The organism is Teichococcus globiformis (genome assembly GCF_042646265.1).
Lineage (GTDB): Bacteria > Pseudomonadota > Alphaproteobacteria > Acetobacterales > Acetobacteraceae > Pseudoroseomonas > Pseudoroseomonas globiformis.
Window position 1 is genome coordinate 39,023 of record NZ_JBHRTN010000006.1, and the last position, 21,257, is coordinate 60,279.

The 21,257-nt window shown below is 61.4% G+C and carries 17 protein-coding genes; 9 read left to right on the top strand and 8 right to left on the bottom strand.

Features of this window, described 5'->3' with window-relative positions; all coding sequences use genetic code 11:
• The first annotated feature begins 26 nt into the window (after nt 1-26).
• The 3 genes from ACFOD4_RS04855 to ACFOD4_RS04865 all read left to right on the top strand — a co-directional run bounded on the left by ACFOD4_RS04855 (nt 27) and on the right by ACFOD4_RS04865 (nt 2,956).
• Nucleotides 27-413, top strand: coding sequence for a PRC-barrel domain-containing protein (locus ACFOD4_RS04855; RefSeq protein ID WP_379594806.1), 387 nt, complete (start codon nt 27-29; stop codon nt 411-413).
• Nucleotides 414-807: 394 nt separating this feature from the next.
• The gene (locus ACFOD4_RS04860; RefSeq protein WP_379594807.1) at nt 808-1,449 is read left to right on the top strand and encodes a GntR family transcriptional regulator; all 642 of its coding nucleotides are present in this window, start codon (nt 808-810) and stop codon (nt 1,447-1,449) included.
• A 328-nt stretch (nt 1,450-1,777) separates the two neighbouring features.
• The gene (locus tag ACFOD4_RS04865) at nt 1,778-2,956 is read left to right on the top strand and encodes an FAD-dependent oxidoreductase (protein WP_379594878.1); all 1,179 of its coding nucleotides are present in this window, start codon (nt 1,778-1,780) and stop codon (nt 2,954-2,956) included.
• A gap of 22 nt (nt 2,957-2,978) precedes the next feature.
• Here the strand turns inward: ACFOD4_RS04865 and ACFOD4_RS04870 are convergent, their stop codons facing one another.
• Nucleotides 2,979-3,959, bottom strand: coding sequence for a Bug family tripartite tricarboxylate transporter substrate binding protein (locus tag ACFOD4_RS04870; RefSeq protein ID WP_379594808.1), 981 nt, complete (start codon nt 3,957-3,959; stop codon nt 2,979-2,981).
• Between the two features lie 106 nt (nt 3,960-4,065).
• Here ACFOD4_RS04870 and ACFOD4_RS04875 point away from each other — a divergent pair, with 106 nt between their 5' ends.
• The 4 genes from ACFOD4_RS04875 to ACFOD4_RS04890 all read left to right on the top strand — a co-directional run bounded on the left by ACFOD4_RS04875 (nt 4,066) and on the right by ACFOD4_RS04890 (nt 9,761).
• A complete protein-coding gene (locus ACFOD4_RS04875) occupies nt 4,066-4,815 on the top strand; it encodes a maleate cis-trans isomerase family protein (protein ID WP_379594809.1) in 750 nt (249 codons plus the stop codon).
• Nucleotides 4,816-4,847: 32 nt separating this feature from the next.
• Entirely contained in the window at nt 4,848-5,471 is a 624-nt protein-coding gene (locus ACFOD4_RS04880; RefSeq protein ID WP_379594810.1) for an isochorismatase family protein, read from the top strand.
• Nucleotides 5,472-6,450: 979 nt separating this feature from the next.
• Nucleotides 6,451-8,064, top strand: coding sequence for an ABC transporter substrate-binding protein (locus ACFOD4_RS04885; protein WP_379594811.1), 1,614 nt, complete (start codon nt 6,451-6,453; stop codon nt 8,062-8,064).
• Nucleotides 8,061-9,761, top strand: coding sequence for a gamma-glutamyltransferase family protein (locus ACFOD4_RS04890; RefSeq protein WP_379594812.1), 1,701 nt, complete (start codon nt 8,061-8,063; stop codon nt 9,759-9,761). Before ACFOD4_RS04885 ends, ACFOD4_RS04890 begins: the two co-directional genes overlap by 4 nt.
• A 1,563-nt stretch (nt 9,762-11,324) precedes the next feature.
• On the opposite strand, the gene ACFOD4_RS04895 is transcribed toward ACFOD4_RS04890, so the two are convergent.
• From ACFOD4_RS04895 to ACFOD4_RS04905, 3 genes are all read right to left on the bottom strand, one after another.
• Complete coding sequence (locus ACFOD4_RS04895; protein WP_379594813.1) at nt 11,325-11,876, bottom strand: hypothetical protein; 552 nt, start codon at nt 11,874-11,876, stop codon at nt 11,325-11,327.
• Between the two features lie 172 nt (nt 11,877-12,048).
• Nucleotides 12,049-13,332 carry a histidinol dehydrogenase gene (gene hisD / locus ACFOD4_RS04900; protein WP_379594814.1) on the bottom strand — a complete coding sequence of 428 codons (1,284 nt, stop codon included), beginning with the start codon at nt 13,330-13,332 and terminating at the stop codon, nt 12,049-12,051.
• 34 nt (nt 13,333-13,366) lie between these two features.
• The gene (locus tag ACFOD4_RS04905) at nt 13,367-14,971 is read right to left on the bottom strand and encodes an ABC transporter substrate-binding protein (protein WP_379594815.1); all 1,605 of its coding nucleotides are present in this window, start codon (nt 14,969-14,971) and stop codon (nt 13,367-13,369) included.
• A gap of 230 nt (nt 14,972-15,201) precedes the next feature.
• On the opposite strand from ACFOD4_RS04905, the gene ACFOD4_RS04910 reads away from it, so the two are divergent.
• On the top strand, nt 15,202-15,750 hold the full coding sequence (locus ACFOD4_RS04910; protein WP_379594879.1) for a cupin domain-containing protein: 549 nt from the start codon (nt 15,202-15,204) through the stop codon (nt 15,748-15,750).
• Nucleotides 15,751-15,849: 99 nt separating this feature from the next.
• On the top strand, nt 15,850-17,346 hold the full coding sequence (locus ACFOD4_RS04915; protein WP_379594816.1) for a M81 family metallopeptidase: 1,497 nt from the start codon (nt 15,850-15,852) through the stop codon (nt 17,344-17,346).
• 167 nt (nt 17,347-17,513) lie between these two features.
• Here ACFOD4_RS04915 and ACFOD4_RS04920 read toward each other — a convergent pair whose 3' ends face one another.
• The 4 genes from ACFOD4_RS04920 to ACFOD4_RS04935 are packed head-to-tail and all read right to left on the bottom strand — an operon-like array spanning nt 17,514 to nt 21,095.
• Complete coding sequence (locus ACFOD4_RS04920; protein ID WP_379594817.1) at nt 17,514-18,155, bottom strand: uracil-DNA glycosylase family protein; 642 nt, start codon at nt 18,153-18,155, stop codon at nt 17,514-17,516.
• Between the two features lie 2 nt (nt 18,156-18,157).
• Complete coding sequence (locus ACFOD4_RS04925) at nt 18,158-19,042, bottom strand: carbohydrate ABC transporter permease (RefSeq protein ID WP_379594818.1); 885 nt, start codon at nt 19,040-19,042, stop codon at nt 18,158-18,160.
• Nucleotides 19,032-19,946 carry a carbohydrate ABC transporter permease gene (locus ACFOD4_RS04930; RefSeq protein ID WP_379594819.1) on the bottom strand — a complete coding sequence of 305 codons (915 nt, stop codon included), beginning with the start codon at nt 19,944-19,946 and terminating at the stop codon, nt 19,032-19,034. The genes ACFOD4_RS04925 and ACFOD4_RS04930 overlap by 11 nt, the downstream gene beginning before the upstream one ends.
• Nucleotides 19,947-21,095 carry an ABC transporter substrate-binding protein gene (locus ACFOD4_RS04935; RefSeq protein ID WP_379594820.1) on the bottom strand — a complete coding sequence of 383 codons (1,149 nt, stop codon included), beginning with the start codon at nt 21,093-21,095 and terminating at the stop codon, nt 19,947-19,949. It abuts the gene before it with no gap.
• Nucleotides 21,096-21,257 lie beyond the last annotated feature (162 nt).

Below are 21,257 nucleotides of genomic sequence, written 5' to 3' on the forward strand. Positions count from 1 at the left end.
TCCCGTCACGCCAAGGAGCACCAAACATGCGCGTCCATCTGCTCACTGCATTCGCCAGCCTCGCCCTCCTGGCGACGCCACTGGCGACATTTGCTCAAACCCCCTCTTCCACCGGAACACGGGCGGGAATGCAGATCGATGCTAATCACATCCGCGCCAAGCAGCTGATGGACAGGGACGTCTATACGACCGACGACACTGAGATCGGGGAGATCGAAGACCTTGTCATTGATCCAGCGAACGGCCATGTCGTTACCGTCATCATCGAAGTTGAGAATCGCCTTGGTCTGACGGACAAGCATGTGGCGGTGGATCTGAACCAGCTTCGTCTGACGCCAGGCGAGCGCCGTATCACCATCAACATGACCCGCGACAATGTGCGCTCGCTGCAGGGCATCACCTACAACGACTAGGTGTAGAGTGCCCGACACTGTAGAGCGTATAGGGGATTGCAATTGTCGGACGGCCGAGCCTCGTAGCTTCCGTCCATTTTTCGATCTGCGGTAGAGACAGCGGAGCCGCTGGCTCTGATGCCGATGACTGCGGCCCGACGCTGCGTAAACTGACGTGGCGTCGTGACCTCTATTGCCTTGCGGAAGCCCGTCCTCAACGCTGTCTCCGGCCAGCAAACCTCCATTCGGCCCTTCCTCTACCTTGCTCCCGACTTGGCAGAGGGTCAATTCGTAAGCGGATCGACTTGCCGACATTTGGAAGGCCAGAGAAGCTGCAGCACGACACCAGTGGCTCTTGTGTTCGGCTTCGCATCTGCGCCAAGGCAGACGCAACATCAGCCGGAGGGGCGGCGGCATGTCGAATGCCACGGAGCGGGCCTATCAGTGGATCCGTCAGAAGATCATGGATGGAAGTTTTCCCGCGGGCTCGCCATTGCGCGAAGAAGCGCTTGCGGCCGAGATCGGGGTTAGCCGCACCCCGGTGCGTGACGCACTCCGCCGCTTGTTGGCAGATGGACTGGTTGAAAGCGCCCGCAACTACGGAACCTTTGTCACCCGGATCACCGAGGGCGATTTACACGAGGTTTATCACCTGCGTGCCATGCTCGAGGGCTATGCCGCAGGTCGCGCTGCCGTTCGCATCACAGCAGATGAAATTGCCCAACTGCGGCGCGTGGCCGATGCCATGGAAGCAATTAGCGGAAGGGAGGAGCAGCGCGTGATGCAGTTCAGCAACCTGAACCGCGACTTCCACCTGACCATCGTGCGTGCGGCACAGTCGCAACGGCTGGAAGGGATGCTGGGCTGGGTCCTGCAGGTGCCGCTGGTACTACTCAAGCAGTATCGGATGCAGGAGTGGATCAATATTTCTCGCTCCAACGCTCAGCACCGCGACATCATCGAGGCTCTGGCGGCGCGAAATGCAGAATGGGCGGCGCATCTCATTTCAGCGCACCTTCATTCGACACGGCCTAGCCGCCTCGTCTCGGAAGACTAAGCATGGCAGCCAAGTTGTGTACATCGGCGTTGCGTTGGGCAATCGCCTGGGCAGCCAGATCGGTGATAGCTGCCAGGAAAGGCCTAGACCGAAAGTGGAATCTTAGTGACAGCTGGGGAAAAATGTACACAATCCAGGTAGGCCGCCGTTAAGAGCGATGGAAGGCGAGGAGCGGAGATCTCTAGCCAGTAGGTACAGACCAAGTCTCCGCTCGTCGCTCCATACCTCTTCCGGCCGGCGCTACCATCGCCTGGAAAGTTCGGCCACCATGACACAGGACCTAACATCACCCTCCTTGGTTGGCAGGGTGGGAGATCGCCCGCCGGTGATGGTCGCCGGCGCCGGCCCCGTAGGGCTCGTTGTCGCGACAGCACTCGCTGCGGAGGGCATTCCGGTGATCATTGTGGAAGCGGAGCGGAAGCTTCCTGACGGTCTTCGCGCCTCCACCTTTCATCCACCGACGCTCGACATGCTGGACCGTTTTGACGTGTCGCGAGAGTTAGTCGAGCAGGGGCTGATCTGCCCACAGTGGCAATTCCGGGACCGGCGCGAGGGGCCCGTTGCCACCTTCGATCTTTCGCTGCTGGAAGGCGAAACCAATTATCCTTTTCGGCTTCAATGCGAGCAATGGCGGCTGACGCGCCTCTTGCGCGATCGGCTGCTCAACAACCCCGCCGTCCGCTTCCTGTATGATGCGCGTGCGGTGGACACTTCTCAGGATGAGGACAGCGTTGACCTCCTGATCGAGCGGCCTGACGGCTCACGTGAAGCAATTCGGGGTTCCTGGCTGATCGGCGCTGATGGCGCGCGCAGCGCAGTGCGTAAATCTCTGGGCGTGGCCTTTGAGGGGCAAACCATTCCCGAGCTGTTCCTGACGTGCTCAACTACTTTTCAATACCAAGAGGTGATGCCGGAGCTAAGCAACATTGCCTACATCTCGGACCCTGACGAATGGTTTGTGCTTCTGCGGACCACCAGTCTCTGGCGGTTGCTTCTGCCGACCGAACCCACTGAGCCGGAGTCTGTCATGCTGTCCGATACCCGGATCCAGCAGAGGATGCAGGAGGTGCTTCCCAAGGCAGGTGATTACGAGATCCGGCACCGTACCGCCTATCGGGTGAACGAGCGCGTGGCCCGCAACTACGTTGCCGGACGTGTCCTGCTTGCCGGAGACGCTGCCCATGTGAATAATCCACTAGGTGGGATGGGCATGAATGGCGGCATTCACGACGCCCTTAATCTGGCCAGCAAGTTGGCGGAGGTGTGGCAGGGTGCGGATCCGGTCCTGCTCGGGCGCTATGAGCGGCAGCGTCGCAAGGTCGCGTTGGAGGTGGTCCAGCAGCAGGCGCTACGCAACAGAGCAACGCTGAACCAGCGAGATCCCGCAATCCGCCGCGCTGCCCTTGACGAACTGCGGGCGACAGCTGCGGACCCTGTGCGCCACAAGGACTATCTCTTGCGCAGTTCCATGATTGCCTCGTTGCGGGCGCTGGACAATGTGGCCTGAGGACGCCGGAGCGTCCTCAGGTTCAATTGGCGGAGGCGCCCGACGCCTTAATGATGTCACGGTACTTCAGCGTCTCGGCCTCCATGAAACGTTGGAACTCTTCTCGTGTGCTGCCGCGCGGCACAGCGCCAAGGCCAATCAGCTTCTGTTTCACCGACTCATCTGCCAAGGCGGTGACCACCGCCTTCTGGAGCATGTCCAGGATGGAAGCGGATACTGCAGCGGGCGCCACAACTCCGAACCAGCCGGTCGAGGTGATGTCGACTCCGCTTTCCTTGAGCGTTGGAAGGTGGGGAAATACAGAAACACGCTCGATACCTGTCACCGCGAGCGCCCGCATAGCACCCGCACGCACCATCTCTGCCACGGCAGAAACAGACTGGAACAGCACCTGCGTACGGCCTTCCATCAGGTCAGTGTTGAGCTGGCCGGAATTGGTATAGGGCACATGCTGCATTTCAACTCCTGTTGCGAGTCCGAACTGCGCGCCTGCCAGGTGCTGGGAGGAGCCGGCGCCCACGGACCCGAAGCTGATTGGCGCATTGGCGCGGCACCATGCGATGAACTCGGCAAGGTTACGCACCGGCAGCCGTGGCGGCACAACCATGATGTTCGGCATCAGAACCAACATCGAAACAGCGGCGAAGTCGCGCTCGGGATCGAAGGGCAGATTCGGGTAGATCCATTTGTTGACAGCGTTCGCGGCGATCGAGCCAAGTCCGATTGTGTATCCATCGGCCTGGGATTGCGCGACCGCGGCCATACCAATATTTGTGCCGGCGCCGGGCCGATTGTCGATGACGACCGGCTGCCCGAGCGTTGCGCCGACATGTTCCATGACGATTCGGGCCACGACGTCGCCCGAGCCGCCGGCCGGGCCGGGATTGATGAAGCGGATCGCCCGGTTGGGCCATTGTGTCTGCGCCCCAGCCGTTTTCGCCATCGTCAACCCGAGTATGGAGCCGAGCATCAGACGACGCCTCGGAGGTCCTGCGATATCCATGTAACTCTCCACTATACAACGTCGATACTGGAGAATTGTGTGACAGGCGGAAATAATCTTCAATAAAAAACCTGATCTCTAGTAAAAATAACTAAGGGGCCAAATCATGAAACAAGATACGCTAGGCTGGAGGGCCAAGTTCGGTGTGCTGGGGCCCTCTACCAATACCATTGTACAGCCGGACTTCGAGGGGATGCGTCCTCGGGGGGTGACCAATCACTACAGCCGTATCTTCACACCGAACGCTAAGGCAGTTTCCAACGAGGCATCGCGTGCCGGCACGGAGGTCATCGCGGGCAATACATTGGATGCCGTGCGAAGCATCATGACGTGCGAGCCGCATTACCTTGTTATGGGGATGTCAGCTGTCACCTTCTTTGACGGTCGAAAGGGTGCTGACCGCTTTGTCCGCATGGTCGAAGACGAGGCCGGCGTGCGCGTCAGCGTCGGCAGTCACGCTTGCGCCGCAGCCCTGGAGGCTTATGGCGGCATCCGTCGCATCGCCATTCTCACACCCTATTGGCCGGCAATCAATGCCGAGGTTAGGCGCTACTTTGGTGAGATGGGCTTTGAAGTGGTGCGCGACGTTGCGCTGGAATGCCGATCCTGGATTGCAATCGCCGAAGTTACGACAGAAACGCTGCGAGATACCCTGAAGCGCCTCGATGGCGACGACGTTGACGCCATCGTCCAGGTCGGGACCAACTTGTCCATGGTTCGGCTGGCAGCAGCGGCCGAGATGTGGCTGGGGAAGCCTGTGATTGCCATCAACACGGCGACGTACTGGCATGCGCTTCGGGCAAACAGCATCATCGACCAGATGGATGGGTTCGGCCGCCTGCTCGCCGATTTCTGAAGGTTTCGCGGCACAAGGAAAAGGATGGATGGATGAGCGAACTGGATATCTACAAGGCTCAAGGGATGGGCCAGTCGGTTGGACTTGGTCGCCGCTTAGCGCTTGTCGTCGTCGACTTCGTCAACGGCTTCATCGATCCCGCACATTTCGGTGGCGGTAACATCAGCGATGCTGTTCGCTGCACCGTCCCACTGCTGGGCGAGGCTCGCCGGCGTAGCTGGCCTATCGCGCACACTCGCGTTGTCTATGCTGATGACGGGTCTGACGCTGGCGCCTTTGCGCGCAAGTCGCCAGGGCTGCTGAAGCTTACGGAAGCGAGTCCGCTTAGCCAGATCGTTCCTGAGCTGATACCGGCGGCTGGCGAGTTGATCATCCGCAAGCGGCAAGCCTCCGCGTTCTTTGGAACGGAGCTGGCGGGTTGGTTAATGTGGCGTGGTGTGGACACCGTGCTGGTCACCGGCTGCACCACATCCGGCTGTGTGAGGGCGACAGTGGTGGATGCGGTCGCGCACAATCTTCGCAGCATCGTGGTTTCAGATTGCGTCGGTGACCGCGCCATCGGGCCGCATGAGGCCAGCCTCTTCGACATGGGCCAGAAGTACGCTGACCTGATGGATAGTGCCGAAGTTCTCAGGGCAACGTCCAAGCCGGCCTAAGTTGGCAAGAAGGCCCGCCTATGCGGCAACAACAGGAGTTGCCATCGCCGCATTAAGGATGCACGGAGTCACTACTTGCAAGAGGCTCCGCGCAAGTGGCAGCTGCACAGCCTTCGCCGTGCCCTGCTTCTGCACGACAGGCCTAGGTCAGGCGGCACTGTTATCAGCCGGTCAGGCTACCCTCCTGCGCTTGCCTAGTGCTGCAGAGACGCGGTTGAAGGCGCTCAATCGAATGAGAGAGCGATCTAATGCGGTGGGGGTACTGCTTGGTTGGCGCGTGGTGCTAGTCGGAACCTCCCGTCATAGCTGGGATGGCGATGGTGATGACCCACTGGGTCCTTACCTGTGCAAATCGCCTGAGAACAGGAGGTAGCATACCGTTTGCTCGATCGATGCCCTTCTGAGCCTGAACGAGGTCCTATACGGCGGCACCTTTGTCTCAGTCGACATAACAGCACGATCAGGGCGCTGGCGGCTTGCTGACACGTCCGAGCCTCGCAGCAGCGCGACAGCGCTGATGGCTTGGTGTCGTGGCTAACCCATCTAGCTGATCTGACCTTGCTGGTCTTGTACGGCCAGACGAGGGTCTACCTCCGCTTCTTTCCGAGACTTGTCCTAGATAGTCTTCTCGAAGGGGATTGCTGACGCCGTGTGCGCGCGGCACCGTCTTCACGGGCGTCGGTCCCCCAGCGACAGCATCAGGAGCGGACGGTTCCGGCCTAGCAAGGTCCGACTGTCCCAATTGATCAAGATGCGTGGAAGAGGCATGCTGCGTCGAGGAACCCGAATGCAGTCACGATTGCAGGCTTTAGGTGATCCTCGCGCCTATCGAATGATCGGGCTATGCTGACGTGATGCCACCTTCCGGACCTACTTCACGGAAGGCAACTTCCTGATCTGTTGAGCGTGATCCATCCGCCTGGAGCAGCCGAACTTCCTCGTTTTCACTGACTGCATCGTAGAAGCTTGAGGAGGAACCATGCTTGGACTCAATCGCTGCAAGGCACTTGCTGTCGGTGCCAGCTTGCTGCTGTTGCCATCGCTTGCGGGTCAAGCCGCATCACCGCCCGGCACGCTGACGATTGGAGTGGAAGCGCCCTTCGGCATTGATCCGCATTTTCTCTTCGTTGGCCCTAACATGGCCGCGGCTCGACAGGTTTATGATAGCCTGATCAATCGTGATTCCGAGAGTCGCTTTGTTCCTGGTCTTGTGGAAAGCTTTCAGACTACGGATGAGCATACTTGGCTGCTGAAACTGCGCCGGGGCGTTGTGTTCCACGATGGCAGTGCATTTACAGCCGAGGACGTTGCCTTTTCAATCGCCCGTGTATCGGCGGTACCAAACAATCCGGGTCCTTATATCTCCAACTTGCGTACCATTGCTTCCGTCGAGGTGGTTGACCCTTACACGGTGCGGATCAGGACAGACCGGCCCAATCCAACACTGATGGGGCAGCTGACCAACATCTTTGTCGTTTCCCACAACGCCGCGCGCGGCGATGGATCCCCTGCCGGTGCCAGCACCGCCGATTTCAACAATGGCAAGGCAGCCATTGGAACGGGCCCCTACCGTTTGCTGGCAATGCGCGGGTCCGAGGGCATGTCGCTCGTCCGCAATTCGACTTACTGGGGCAGCCCCGCTGCTTACGAGAAAGTCGAGATCCGCGTCATCGGTAGCGATGCCTCGCGCCTCGCCGCTTTGCTCTCGGGTGATGTCGATCTGATCGAAAGTGTGCCACCGAGCGATGTGGCGCGGCTTGAAGGCGACAGGCGAGTCACGGTCTTCCGGCGTAACTCCGATCGCATCATGTACCTGATTCCGCATGCCGGTGCCGAGAAGCTGGCCATGCTGTTAGATGCCGATGGCAAACCATTGACCATCAATCCGCTACGGGATGTCCGAGTTCGCAGGGCGTTGTCCATGGCACTGGATCGTGCAGCACTGGCCGACCGGGCGCTGGACGGACAGGCAGTGGCCACCGGCCAGATGGTACCCCAGCAATTTGGCGCATTTGACCCTGATTTTCCTGCACCAGCGGCCGATCCAGAAGGCGCACGCCTCTTGTTGGCCGAAGCCGGTTATCCGCGCGGCTTCGGATTAACAATTGGCTGCTCGAATAATCGCTTTGTCAATGACGCCCGCGTCTGCCAGGCGGTTGGACAGATGCTGACCCGTGCCGGATTTCAGGCGAAGGTAGAAGCTATGCCTAGCACTGTCTTCTTTCCGCGCACGGTCGAAGGCAAGAATGATTTTCCGCTAATGCTCTACGGGCTCTCCCTCTCATCGTCTCGCGATGCCAGCTACATCCTTTCGACCGCCGTGCATTCTCGCAACGTTCGGGAGGCGTATGGTCAGGGCAATCGCGGCAGCTTTGCCGACCCTGAGCTGGACCGGGCCATCCAGGCCGCCGTTTCCTACTCCGGTTCAGACCGCGAGGAAAGGCTCCGGGAAGTGATGCACCGAGCCATCGAGGCAGCGGCAATCATCCCCATGTACAATCAGGTCACTCTGGTCGCCGCACGCAAGGGCGTGGTCTACGTGCCGCGTATGGATGAGCAGATGCTGGCCCAACAGGCGGAGCCGGCGCAATGACAACACGTCCTCTTATTAGCGGTCCACGGCACGCCATCAGCGCTGGCCACTATCTCGCATCCGGAGCCGGTCTTGCGATCCTGGAAGCCGGCGGAAACGCTATCGATGCCGGTGTTGCGGCCGGCCTCGTGCTGGGCGTAGTGCAGCCGGATATCGTCAATTTCGGCGGTGTCGCCCCGATCCTGATCCGCCGGTCCGACGGACTCATTGAGAGCATTGCTGGTCTTGGCCACTGGCCGATGGCATTGCCGTCCGATCTCTTCATGCGGGAGCATGGAGGCAAGATGCCGAAGGGTGTGCTGCGGAGCGTCGTTCCAGCGGCGCCGGACGCATGGATCACTGCTCTGCGCCGCCATGGCACTATGGGCTTCGCCCAAGTAGCCGAGGCTGCAATCCGCTTTGCTAGTGAAGGCTTTCCAGTCTACCCGATGTTGGCGGAAAGCATCGCCTTACACCAGGCGGATTATGCATCCTGGCCTTCCAACGCATCGATCTTTCTGCCGCACGGTCAGCCGCATGCGGTGGGTGACCTGTTCATTCAGCCTGACCTTGCAGCCTCTATTCGGTATATGGCCGATGAGGATCGGGCAGCCAGCGCCCGCAATGGGCGCCAAGCCGGGCTGCAGGCCGCGCACGACGCATTCTATCGTGGCGATATCGCTCGGAAGATCATTGGCTTTATGCAGCAGGAAGGCGGCTATCTGTCAGAAGATGATTTGGCCAACTTCCACTCTCGCATAGAGCCGGCCGTAACCCGTGCGTGGCAAGGCCACCAGATCACCACCTCCGGTCCCTGGTGCCAGGGGCCCGCCTTGCTCGAAGCGCTGTTGTTGATGGAGAAGGTCGGGTTCGGGGATCTCGCCCATAACAGTGCGGATTATCTGCACCTGATCGCGGAATGCCTTAAGGTCGCCATGGCAGATCGTGAGTATCACTTCGGCGATCCAGCCTTCAATGACGTGCCGCTCGACGCGTTGTTGGGCGAGGCTCATCTTGCCGCGCGGGGAGCGGGCATCGACCTAGCCCATGCTCATCCCGGCATGCCGGCCGCACGGCTGAACCGTGGCACCGGAAGTCATGAACCGAGTGAGCGACAGGTCGCGGCGATCGAGCCCGATACCTCCTATGTCGCCGTTGTCGACCGGGACGGAAATGCTTTTTCCGCTACACCCAGTGATGGAAGTTGGAACATCCCAGTGGTTCCCGGTCTGGGCTTCATTGTATCCGGGCGCGGCTCGCAATCGCGCCCCGATCCCAGGCATCCCTGCGGCGTACGTCCAGGGGCCCGACCCAGGCTGACTCCCAATCCTGCGCTGGCAGTCACGCGTGACGGCGCCGTCATTCCCTTCGGAACGCCGGGCGGGGACGTGCAGGTCCAGGCCATGATGCAGGTGTTGCTCAACCATCTGCATTTCGGCATGGACCTGCAGGAGGCGATCGAGGCGCCGCGTATCGCCACCTACTCTTTTCCCTCGTCCTTTGCGCCTTACGATTACTTTCCCAGACGCTTGGCCGTGGAAAGCAGGATCCCCACCACCATACGCGAGGAGCTCGGCATGCGTGGGCACGACATTCAGGATTGGCCTGAGTGGACATGGCTTGCAGGCAGCGTTGAGGCCGTGCGTTTTGATCCGACAACCGGAACAAAGATGGCGGGCGCTGATCCCCGGCGCCCGGCCTATGCGATGGCGATGTAGCGAAGTCCCGCGCAGAGACGCTACTACTCGTTTGTCGCCTGCTAGGCGAATGCAGAATGATTTGTGGCCCTGGAGGCAGGAGATGTGCCTCGCCAGTGGGAGTTGTCCTGCGGCAAGTCAGGTTAAGGCCGTGTGCACAATGGTTGCACGTGGACGAGCCCGGTGATGCAGCGCAGTCTCGAACTAAGGGAGGCGCCGCGCTCTAAACTCGGTGCAGAGCGCGGCTGCCGCAGTGATGGCTTTGGTGTATGTGGTACGCTGCGGCGCCGATGTGGAGGGAAGGGTCCGTGGCCTGAACGAGGCGATTGAATAGCGTTGCACAGCGCGTTTGCCGGATGTCACCGCGGACTAGGTGACGGGTGTTGTCACTGATAGGAAGCTCTGCACACCTAAGCGGTGCTGCACTGCTGGAGCTCCGCGCCCTCGAATGCACCACCGAGAGCGAGTATGAGCAACGCCTGCGGGATTGCCTGGAACAACTGGATGACCAGCACCGGGGTGCCATCCTGCCGGCCTTCGTCGGCGGCCTGTCGTATCCGCGGATCAGGACGCGGCTCAGGGCGCCGCTGGACACAGTGAATCGGTAATAAATCGAAGTCTGCTTCGCCTACGGGATTGTTTGCCATGATCCCGCGCGATGGAGAGTACATGGATCTGATTACAGCCGAATATGTTCTTGGCACTCTGGAGGCGTACGGGGCGATAGAAGCCGAGGCGGCGCTGGCAGGCGACCATCGATTGCATAACGCTGTGCACCGCTGCCAGCTCCGACGTCTCTTAACTCGATGCCGATTGCGGAGAGTGTGCCGCCTGAGTTGTGGTCGCGCGTAGAGCGCAGTCGCGCCGAGCGACGTCATGGTGGGAAGGCGACGCCCATTGGTGCTCGGCAGCGGTTCGGCCAACACGGCGTGTGGCGCGCCTGGGCGCTGCGAAGCACTGCGCTGGCCGCTGGATTGGCGGCCTTCCTCGGGATGCGGCCGGTGCCAGAACCGTACCAGGCCGCCTGGCTGGTGAAAGCGAGAGGTGAGGCCTTGCAACTCGCAGCTGTGAATCCGCAGCCGGTCGATCCAGACCGTGTTCTGCAGCTCTGTGCCCTTCCGCGAGGCGCGACAGCACCAACTTCGCTCCGGCTTACTCCGTCCGGCGGGCAGTCTAGGGTAACCCCAGGAGGCATCAGCCCTTCTCCGGGCATGCTCGTGGAGATCACGCTGGAGCCGCCCGAGGTTCCACAACCGGTAGGCAGACAAGGCCCATCCTGTTCACCAGCCGACTTTCAGCGATCTGGTGAAAGCGATGCCTAGATTGTCTGGGACCAAGGCACGAGCAAGTTGCTTTTCAACAGCCAGGGTGATTGCGGCGGCGACGCCACGCCTTCGCGACGCTGATGACAAAGCCGGCGGATCTTTCCGCTAGCGGCCTCTTCGTGGCTGAATGCAAGAATGACCATACGTCTTGCCCGGCCAGCTTGTCAGACGTTTGCGCCTTTTGCCCCAGCTCATGGTCGGAGAGCGTAGTTGGATGCGTGACGAGCGATGGGTTGCCAAGTTGTCCGGGTGCGCTTCCTCAACGCCTGGGCAGAAGATCCAAAGCAAGCAACCGGCGCAGTGATGCATCAGAAATGCTGTCGACGGCTGAGGTGAAATCCCGCTCACAGCCCGCCGCCAGGAAGTCGCCGACCGGCGTGTCAATTGTGCGTTCCGGCCGATCCTCGATAACCGGCAGGGATTGGGAAATGCGCCGCGCCAGCAGACGGGACAATACAGCATCGACGTGGAAGGCAACCAGCCCGTCCGAGGTTGTTGGCTCCGGGCATCTCCGATCCGCATGCAGGCGCATCCGCACGAAGCCAATCACCTCGTCCTGGTATAGGAATCGATAGATGCCTTGGTGCCGCCCTGTTTCCTCCGTTACCTCTGACAGGGCTTCAGCTGCACATTCGGCAAGAATCTGCGTGTACTCAGCGTCGTTCATGCTCTGAAAATCGGCCATGCGTGTGAAGAGATCGAAACTGTAGGCTCGCATGAACTGCTCCAGCGCGGACTGGACGCCGCGCCGTGACAGGGTACGCTGTGTCGGCATAAGCAAGAGGTCTGCAACTGTTGGGGTTTTAAGCATCGCTCGCATTCCATTCTGGATGAGAGTTCCGGACTAGAGCGGTTGCCGTGCTGGGTTGGTGATCCCCCCTTGGCACGGGTCGCAACATGTCTACGGAGCACATCCTCCAACGGATGCATCGATCAATGCAGCCACCTCAGTGGCTTTCAGAAGCCGATAGCTGCTTTCAGGATCAATGGGAAAGACGATTGTGGCCAGTTCGGAACGCGGCGGCCCGACGATGTCCTTCCAGCCCCTCACGTGCGCTTTGCCGCACAGCCGGAGGCGCAACAGTGGCGACGCCCTGCGGCTCAAGCCACTGGTGCGTGCAGACCTTCAGGTATGAGCCGACCCACAATCCTCCAGTGTAACGCCCGGCGCCGAGTGTTGGCAGGGTGTGGTTTGTTCCGCAGCACTTATCGGAATAGACAACACTGGCCAACGGTCCGATGAACAACGAGCCGTAATTCCGCAGCTTTCGTGCTGTCGCATGCGGGTCCGCGGTGTGCACCTGCAGATGCTCGGCGGCAATTCGGTCAGAATAAGCCAGCATGGCTCTCTCATCTGCGCAGAGCACAACCTCGCCGTAATCCCGCCAGGCTCGGCCGGCCACGCCTGCGGTCGGAAGATCCGCCAGCTGCCGCTGTACCTCCATGATGGTTGCCTCGGCCAGCCCGCGATCGGTAGTAATGAGCCCCACCCTAGTCATCACGTCATGTTCCGCCTGGGCAAGCAAATCCGTCGCGATCATCTTCGCATCGCCAGTGTGATCCGCGACAACGTAGATCTCGCTAGGACCCGCAAGCTGATCGATGCCCACCGTGCCGAACACCTGCCGCTTCGCCTCGTTTACGTAGGCGTTTCCTGGGCCGAAGATCTTGTCGACCAACGGTACGCTTTCGGTACCATACGCCATGGCCGCGATCGCTTGTGCGCCGCCGATTCGAAAGATGCGGTCGGCACCGGATAAGTGGCAGACCGCCACCATGTCGGGATGGGCCGTCGGCGGCAGACACGCCACCACCTCGTCGCAGCCCGCGACGCGTGCCGGCACAATGGTCATAACGGGAGCCGAGAGCAGTGGATATCGCCCTCCTGGCACATAGGCTCCAACCCGCTCGATCGGGATGATGCGGTGTCCCAGATGAAGCCCTGGCAATACCTCGGCTTCCAGCGGCAGCATGGTTGCCCGCTGCCGCTCTGCGAAGTCGCGCACACGCTCGATCGCAAATTCAGCATCTTCCCGCGCAGCCTTGTCCATGCGGGATACGGCGGTGACACGCTCCTCGTTACGGACCTCAAAGCAATCCAGATTAGATTTGTCAAAGGCCTGGCTGTATTCTCGCACCGCCGCGTCGCCACGGCCTCGCACGTTCTCCAGCACGGCTTTCACCGTGCCGGCCAGCGCATCGTTGTCCTGGAAGGAATTGCGATTCACGGGCTTCAGGAAAGTCAGCGCTTCGTCGGAGATGGTCATAAGGATCTTCCGTTGAATGGCGGGCCACAGCGCTTCAGGCGCGGCGCACGTTCCAGGGGTAGCGGACTGAGCCGCCGAGCACGCCCTGCAGATCGGCGCGGTAGGCGGTTTTAGGGAAATAAATGCCCAGTGGCAGGCTGGGCACGTCGCGTAGTGCCAGGGCGTGCGCCTCATGCGTCAGGCGATCTCGTCCTGCATCGTCCTCGACAGCTAACCAGTCTGCCGTCAAACGCTCCATCTCGGCGCTTTCGTACCACCCTGGCCAGCCGCGCTCGCCTTCTCCACGCACTGTGGTGTTCAGCACCGGGTTGGCAATAGCGATGCTGGGCCAGGTGCTGTGATAGATACCCCATCCGCCCTGATCTACCGGCGCCTTGGATAAACGGCGTTGCAGCAAGGTGCCCCAATCCATGTCCTGAAGATCCACATTGAGCCCAGCCTGGCGAAGCCGCTCCGCGGTGACAAGGCCGAGTGGCGCGATCGCGGCGCTGTCAGCCGCATTGATCACCACCACTTTCTCTCCGCCATAGCCCGTTGCCTTGAGCGCCTCGGCCATACGCGCAGGATTACTGGCCAAAGCACCGAATTTTTGCCGCCCCAGTTCTTCGATGCCGGGAATGGTGCAGGGGAACATCGCCTTGCACTCGCGCCAATCCTCGCTCTTGCCCCCCGTTACGGTGGCCAGGTAATCGACCTGCTGAACAACCGCCATGACGAAGCGGCGCAGTTCAGGATTGTTGAACGGAGCGACGCTGTGGTTGAAGCGGAGCACGAGTTCGGTGCCGAGTGGGTCGGCATTCTCCACCTTCACCTGTCGGTTGCGGGCAACCAGCGGCTCCAGATCTGCAGGCAGATTTTCTACCCAATCCACCTCACCCTGCTGCAAAGCTGCGACACTGGTCGCTTTATCGGCGATGACGCGCCATTCGACGCGTTCGAAATGTGCGACCTTGCCGCCAGATGTCCATTCGGGATTGCCTGCGCGAGGCTTGTAGCCATCGAAGCGTGTGTAGGCGATGAGATTGCCTGAATCCAGCTCGTCGGGGAGAAAACGATATGGACCTGAGCCGATCATCTCCGTCACCGGCTGGTCTGGTGCGGAGCGAGCCAGACGCTCCGGCATAATGAAAGCTGGCGCCGAATGTGGCTTGCCGATGGCATCGAGTAGGCGTGGAAAGGGGCGCTTCAGGTGGATGCGCAGAACGCGGCTGTCGCTAGTGTCATAGCGTTCCACCGCTGCACCATAGGCCCGACCGAAGGTGTCACGGCGGCTCCAGCGTTCCAGGCTCGCGGCGCAGTCCGCCGAACGGACGGGTGTGCCGTCGTGGAACAGCAATCCCTCCCTGAGGCGGATGCTCCAGATCCGGCCGTCATCGCTGATGGTGGCACCTTCCGCCATCTGTGGCTGTGGCCGCATAGCGGAATCCACACCGTAAAGCGTGTCGAACACATGGTATCCGTGTTGCACCGCGACGAGAGCAGTTGAGAAGACGGGGTCCAACGAGACCAGATCGGTGGAGGGTACCAGCCGCAGCGTCGCAGCTCGACGGTTCTGTGCCAGGGCCGGTCGCGCCAGGGCACGATCGACCAACGGCAGCGCTGCCGTGGCCAGCATAAGGTTTCGACGTCTCAGGCTCATTATGGTCCCTCCTTTCTGTCCCAAGGGGCCCGTCTTGGCGGGGCTTGTCGCACATCCTGACAGATATCGGCTTCCAGAAGCGGATACCGGCCAACGGCGGTCAGAATACTCACCGTGTTGGGATGCTCTCAGAGCCGGGCGGGCGGCTCAGCCGAAGGTGCTTTCTGCATCTTGTCGATCATTCTAACCGGTTTCATGCTGCGTCCTGGCGGGTAGGGGCACTGCGGACGATGGCTTTGGTAGGCGGAAAGTTGCGTGCGCTGCGGCAAAGGCGAGGGCTCGGCATGCGAGAACTGGCGCTACGCTCTGGCGTTTCTCATTCGGCCATTTCACTGATCGAGCGGGAAAGGATGAGTCCCTCAGTGGACACACTAGCGGCGATCCTGGCCGCTTTGGGAACTACCTTGTCTTCCTTCTTCTCGGATCTCGAAAGCGGCTTCCCTACCAAGCCGTTCTACAAAGCGGAAGAACTGGCGGAGATCGGCCGTGCGGATCGCGTTTCGTACCGCTTGGTCGGCATGGATTACCCCAATCGGCGCATGCTGATGCTGGCAGAGCGTTATGCGCCTGGTGCCCGTACAGAGGCCATGATCGCACATAACGCGGAGGAAGCCGGCATTGTAACGCAAGGCGCGGTTGAGGTAACGGTGGATGGTCGCATGCAGATCCTGCGCAAGGGCGACGCTTATTATTTCGATAGTCGCCTGCCTCACAGCTTCCGGAATGTCGATGCCGATGTGAGCGAGATCGTAAGTGCTATCACCCCCCCGACCTACTGAGTATCCGGGCATTATCCTGCCCAACGATGCTGCCCCGGCTTGCGCCTCCAGGGGCAACAGGCTGAGCTTCCGCCGCAGAAGAACAGGCGGAGGCGTATGATGAGCAAGAGGCGGATCCTGGCCGGCGGTATTGCGCAGGAATCACACAGCTTCAATCCTGTCCTCACCAACCGGGTCCGGTTCAACATTCAGTCTGGGCTGGACGCCATCGCTTCGGCCCGCGGCACCAACTCCTTGCTAGGCGGGATTTTGGATGCGGCGGGGCAGGCCGATGTTGAAGTGCTCGTTCCAACGCTGTTCCGTGCTCAGTCCGGCGGACCGGTGGAGGATGCCGTTTTCACCGAGATGCGCGACATCATGTGCAATGCCGCAAAGCGCGGCGATTTTGATGCCATCGTGCTGCCGCTACATGGCGGCATGCTGACGCCCACGCTGGAGGATCCGGAGGGTGAACTGATGGCATCGCTTCGCGCCATCGTGGGTCCCGATCTGCCGATAACAGTTGCCTTCGACCTGCATGCACATGTGACGTGCCGCATCCTAGAAACCTGCGACCTCCTGGTCGGCTATCTGACCAACCCGCATGGGGATCAGGGAAATACAGGCCGCCGGGCTTGTCAGGCGGCGTTCGACATCCTGGACCGCCGTCTGCGTCCGGTGCTGTCCGCCGTCCATGTGCCGATGCTGACCTTGGGCCATGACCGCACCGATGAGGAGCCACTTATGGGCTTGCACGCCCGTGCGCGCGCGGCAGTTGCGAGCGGTCTGGCTTACGATGTCTCGATCTTCAATGCCCAGCAGTTCCTGGATGTGCATGGTCTCGGCAACTGGGTCCTGGCCTATGGCAATGGCAAGGACGCTGGACGGGATAGTCTAGCACTGGAACTGGCTCAATCCTTATGGGATCAGCGTTGTGCGCTGATCGGCACCTATCCCTCACTGGATGAGTGTTTGGACCGGGCCGAGCGCGGGACCGAACGCCCCCTCATTCTGGGCGATCAGGGGGATCGAGTAGCGGGTGGCGGACCCGGCGATAGCACCTACGTGCTGGGTGCCCTGCTGGCCCGTCCTGGATTGCCGGCGTCTGTTGTGCCGTTGACCGATCCGGTATCGGTCGCCGCCTGCCACGCAGCCGGCAAGGGCGCACAGGTGACCCTGGACGTAGGTGGCCGCTTCTCCACCGTGGCGCCTCCCATCACTGTTTCGGGCAAGGTGCTCGGGCTCGGCACCGAAGCCCATGTCACCTATGACGGGCCCGCCGACGCCGGCTACAAGTCGAAGATCGGAGCCTTTGCGGTGCTGGAGATCGGCAAGGTGCATGTTCTCCTGACCGACCAGCCCTACTCCTATCTCGACCCGGATTATTTTCGCGCCATGGGGGTCAACCCGGCGGAGATGCGCGTCATCATCACACGGTCGGGCTACCACTTCACCCTGAACTTCGCCGCGATGGGCGAATGCATCACCGTTGATACACCGGGGATGACCTCCTATCGGGTTGATGAGCTGCCGTTCACCGTGGCGCGCCCCTTCTTCCCACTGGATGAACCGAACTTTGTGCCTGTTCTGGTAGATCATCCTAGCCGCAGGGATTGAAGATTAGCTCAGCCGTGCTCCAGCGCTCGCCCAAGCATCAAGAAGTATCATGTAAGTTGGGACGCAGCCTTGCCTGAGTGAACCGGCGGTGCACGTTTGCCCGCCCGGTTCGTTGGACAAAGTATACCCACTGGCGGCCGAGTCTTCATGGTGCCGTCACGGATTTGCTAAACAGAGCAACTTGAAAGCATTTCCGCCGCAGCATTCAGCGCCGCCATGATGCGGGCTGGCACGGCGGGACTTGTGCACACGAAAGTCGGGCTGGGATGTGGCATTGCGAGGACGGAAAGGGTAGGCCGTACGGCGCGCAGCGGTGCATCCGCGGCTGCGGCGAAACGGCCAGCCAGCACAACCACGCGCAACGCGGGCAGGAGGTCCAACAGAGGCGGCAGATATTGCAACCCGCTTCGAAGTTCAGCTTGGCGCGGGGGCCGGTTCAGGGCGCCTTCGGCGTGGATCACCCACGGCACAACGTTCCAGATCAGCGTGTCCTGACGTGCGATGCCCGCGGCACCGAGGAAGCGGCGCAGATTTGCGGCGGTGCCGCCTGGCCGGTCGCGCGACACAATATCCACCGCGCGCATGCCGGGGCCTGGGGTTTCCAGCAGCAGCAGGAGTCGTGCCCCGACGCCGCCATCCAAAGGGTCGGGGCCGGGAACTGGGCGACCTACAGCATCGGAGATGCGCGCCGCCAGCGCCAGGATCGGCGCCGCATGCGCCGTCCGGAGCAGCAGTGCCTGTCGTTCCATCCGCTCCGCCGGATCGGACAATGCGCCGGCGTGGGCTCGAAGCTCTGTCCGCTCAGCCACGCTCAGCCTACCATCCCGCTGCTGACCGCCGCGCGCCGGTAGAAGCGCTGCAGCAGCAGGAATAGTAACAGTACCGGCATGGTGCTCACCGCGATGGCCGCCTGTTGCAGTCCCTGCTGGGCCGGATCGTCGAAGGCGCTGCGCAGCAGGTAGATGCCGACAGGCACGGTTTGCAGATCGGGCGAGGCGCGCGTCACCGTCATCGTCCAGATGATCTCGTTCCATTGGTAAATGAACGCGAAGATTCCCAGCGTCACCAGCGCAGGTCGCGCGAGCGGTAGCACGATGGTGAAAAGGATGCGCAGCTCGGAGGCACCGTCGATCCGTGCCGCGTCCAGCAATGCATCGGGAATGGACAGCAAAAATTGCCGCATCAGGAAGATGCCATACCATGATACGGAGAATGGCAGGATCAGCGCCAGGTAGCCGTTGAGCAGCCCGCTGCCACCTTGGCCGAATAGGTCATTGCCACCAGCCAACGGCCAGAAGCGGATCACCAGGAAGACCGGCACGACCAGCAGGAAGAAGGGCATGATCTGCGCCGCTAATACGAGGCGCAGCAGCGTGGCCCGCCCGAGAAAGCGGTACTTTGCCAGGGCAAAGCCAGCCAGCGTACTGGTGGCGAGCTGCAGGAATGTAACGCTCACCGTCACCACCGCCGAGTTGAACAGCCAGTTCAGCATGGGCAACTCGCGGAACACGCGGGCGAAGTTGCTCCAGGCAGGATCGTGCGGCCAGTAGACCAGCGGACGCGCCAGCAACTCCGCAGGGCCGCGCAGAGCGCCGACCGCCACATCAAGGAAGGGCAGCAGCATGGCTGCCGCGCTTGCCGACAGGATGCCATAGCGCAGCAGGGAAACAAGCACAGCCTTGCGCTTACCAGCCATCCAACCCGCCCCGCCGCAGAAGCCGCAGCTGGATCAGCGTCAATACCATGATCAGCAGGAAGAGCACCGTTGCGGCCGCCGAGGCACGGCCCATACGTAGGTGCTCAAAGGCCATTCGATAGAAGTAGAGGGCGGTGACATCCGTGCTGCCCGCCGGTCCCCCACCGGTGAGCAGCAGGATCAGCGCGAACGAACCTAGGCCGTTGATCAGGCTGGTAATGGTGGTGAAGAGCAGGGTAGGGCGTAGCATCGGCAGAGTGATGCTCCAGAACATCCTTAACGGTCCTGCACCATCGAGCCGTGCGGCGTCCCATAGCCGGCTATCTACCTGGCCTAACCCGATAGAAAAGAGCAGAATGTTCTGGCCCAGGCTGGTCCAGCCTGCCACCAGGACGACCGACAGCATGGCCGTGGCCGGAGAGCCCAGCCATTCGGGTCCCTCCAATCCCGCGATGCCGAGCAGGTGGTTCAGGATGCCGTCGGCGGGATCGAGCACGAAGCGCCAAGCATAAGCGATGGCCACGGCGTTGGTCACCATGGGCAGCCAGTGCACCACCCGCCAGAAGGGCTGTAAGCGGGCACCTTGCATCGCCCAAGCGATGGCGAGCGCCAGCGGCACGCCAAGAGCCGCGCTGCCGACGGCGAAGATGAAGGTGTTTCCCAAGGTGCGCTGGAACAGGGGATCAACGCCCAGCAGATAAGCGTAGTTGGACCACCCGACCCAACGCGGAGGCGTCAATGCATCCCATTCAGCCAGGGATAGCAGCACCGAGACAAGTACCGGCAGCAGGTAGAAGATGGCACCGGGCAACAGGGCGGGCGCCAGGAACAGCCACGGCGTCAGGCGCCACCGGCGGCTTAATGCGGCCGCGCGGCCCTGTGGAGTGGGCGGGCCCGCGTCCAATCAGCGCTCCTCTTCCAGCAAGGGCATGATCTGCCGCTCCGCCTGCCGCAATGCCAAACCTGGCGGCAGGGTGCGGTTCCAGGCACGCTCTATGTTATGGTGGAGCAGTTGCTGGATCTCGGTCATGCGCCGTAAGTTCGGTAGCGCAACCGCGCGACCGGAAGCGAGCGCCTCAACAAAAGGTCGAGTGAAGTCGTCAGCAAGGTCCGGCGCTCCAAGGGCGATATCGGCCTTGTTGCCGGTCAGCCCGCCCATGCGCAGCAGCATCTCACCGGTACAGGAAGGCCGCCCTCCGGCACGCGGCGTGTTCAGCCAGCGCAACAGGGACCAGGCCTCAAGCTGGCTGGGGCTGCGGGCGTCGACGGCCCAGAAGAAGGAATACTGCAGCGTGCGCCAATCCACCTCGCCAGATGGAATGGGCGCAACCCCGACCACAGCGGAGAAGCGCTCGCCCAGCCCCTGCTGCAGTGTGTCCTTTACCCAGTTTGCCATGATGGCCATGCCCACCGTGCCGCTGGAGAAATCCCGCGACGTGACGGCGTTGCTGGCGCTGCCGTCGGTGAACAGCTGGGCCATGCCGGCCAGTACCTCCTCCGCCTCCGAAGTGGCGAGCCCGGTTCGATGTTGGTCTTGCAACGGCATGACGCCCCGCGCCATCAGCATCGCCAGAAAGGGATGCACGGTGTTGCCGGAAGTGGGACCAAAGGCGTAGCCGGCTGTAGCGATGTTGTTGCGGACGTTGCGGCGCGTGATACTGGCAGCCATTTGCCGCACTTCGTCCCAGCTGCGCGGCGGTGCCGCGTAGCCCGCACGGCTCAGCAACTCCTTATTGTACACCAGCATGTAGGTGCTGATCTCGCCCGGAATGCCCCACAAGGCGCCGCGCACCTCGGCGCCCGGCACCGTGGAGGGCAGGTAGGATTCGCGGATGAAGCGATGGATTTCCGTCGGCGGCTTGGCCAGAAGCCCCGCAGCGGCAAGCTGACCGGACCAGAAGGAGTAAACATTGTAGATGTCAGGCGAAGTTCCCGCCAGGCGCGCGGTGATCACGGTTTGCAAGTAGTCGGCGATGTCGGCTTGCCGGTAGACGATGCGGAGGCCTGGATGCAGTTTCTCGTATTCTCGGTAGCAGGAGAACAGTGGGGCCATCTGATCGTTCGTGTAATGCGCAGCAATAGTGATCGTACGGTCCTGCGCCGTGGCCACTCCTGCTGAACCGCATGTGAGCAGGGCCGCGAGGCTTGCGCCCTGGAGACGCCGTGGGAGGTTGCACCACCTACGGCCTGCCGACTTGTTTCGAACGCATGGCCG

Bases quoted from the DNA above. Each gene is read 5' to 3' on its own strand.
- ACFOD4_RS04890 (WP_379594812.1), top strand. From the start codon at position 8,061: ATGACAACACGTCCTCTTATTAGCGGTCCACGGCACGCCATCAGCGCT.
- ACFOD4_RS04865 (WP_379594878.1), top strand. From the start codon at position 1,778: ATGGTCGCCGGCGCCGGCCCCGTAGGGCTCGTTGTCGCGACAGCACTC.
- hisD (WP_379594814.1), bottom strand. From the start codon at position 13,332: ATGACCATCTCCGACGAAGCGCTGACTTTCCTGAAGCCCGTGAATCGC.
- ACFOD4_RS04880 (WP_379594810.1), top strand. From the start codon at position 4,848: ATGAGCGAACTGGATATCTACAAGGCTCAAGGGATGGGCCAGTCGGTT.
- ACFOD4_RS04875 (WP_379594809.1), top strand. From the start codon at position 4,066: ATGAAACAAGATACGCTAGGCTGGAGGGCCAAGTTCGGTGTGCTGGGG.
- ACFOD4_RS04885 (WP_379594811.1), top strand. From the start codon at position 6,451: ATGCTTGGACTCAATCGCTGCAAGGCACTTGCTGTCGGTGCCAGCTTG.
- ACFOD4_RS04860 (WP_379594807.1), top strand. From the start codon at position 808: ATGTCGAATGCCACGGAGCGGGCCTATCAGTGGATCCGTCAGAAGATC.
- ACFOD4_RS04925 (WP_379594818.1), bottom strand. From the start codon at position 19,042: ATGGCTGGTAAGCGCAAGGCTGTGCTTGTTTCCCTGCTGCGCTATGGC.
- ACFOD4_RS04935 (WP_379594820.1), bottom strand. From the start codon at position 21,095: ATGGCCCCACTGTTCTCCTGCTACCGAGAATACGAGAAACTGCATCCA.
- ACFOD4_RS04915 (WP_379594816.1), top strand. From the start codon at position 15,850: ATGAGCAAGAGGCGGATCCTGGCCGGCGGTATTGCGCAGGAATCACAC.
- ACFOD4_RS04910 (WP_379594879.1), top strand. From the start codon at position 15,202: ATGGCTTTGGTAGGCGGAAAGTTGCGTGCGCTGCGGCAAAGGCGAGGG.
- ACFOD4_RS04895 (WP_379594813.1), bottom strand. From the start codon at position 11,876: ATGCTTAAAACCCCAACAGTTGCAGACCTCTTGCTTATGCCGACACAG.
- ACFOD4_RS04870 (WP_379594808.1), bottom strand. From the start codon at position 3,959: ATGGATATCGCAGGACCTCCGAGGCGTCGTCTGATGCTCGGCTCCATA.
- ACFOD4_RS04855 (WP_379594806.1), top strand. From the start codon at position 27: ATGCGCGTCCATCTGCTCACTGCATTCGCCAGCCTCGCCCTCCTGGCG.
- ACFOD4_RS04905 (WP_379594815.1), bottom strand. From the start codon at position 14,971: ATGAGCCTGAGACGTCGAAACCTTATGCTGGCCACGGCAGCGCTGCCG.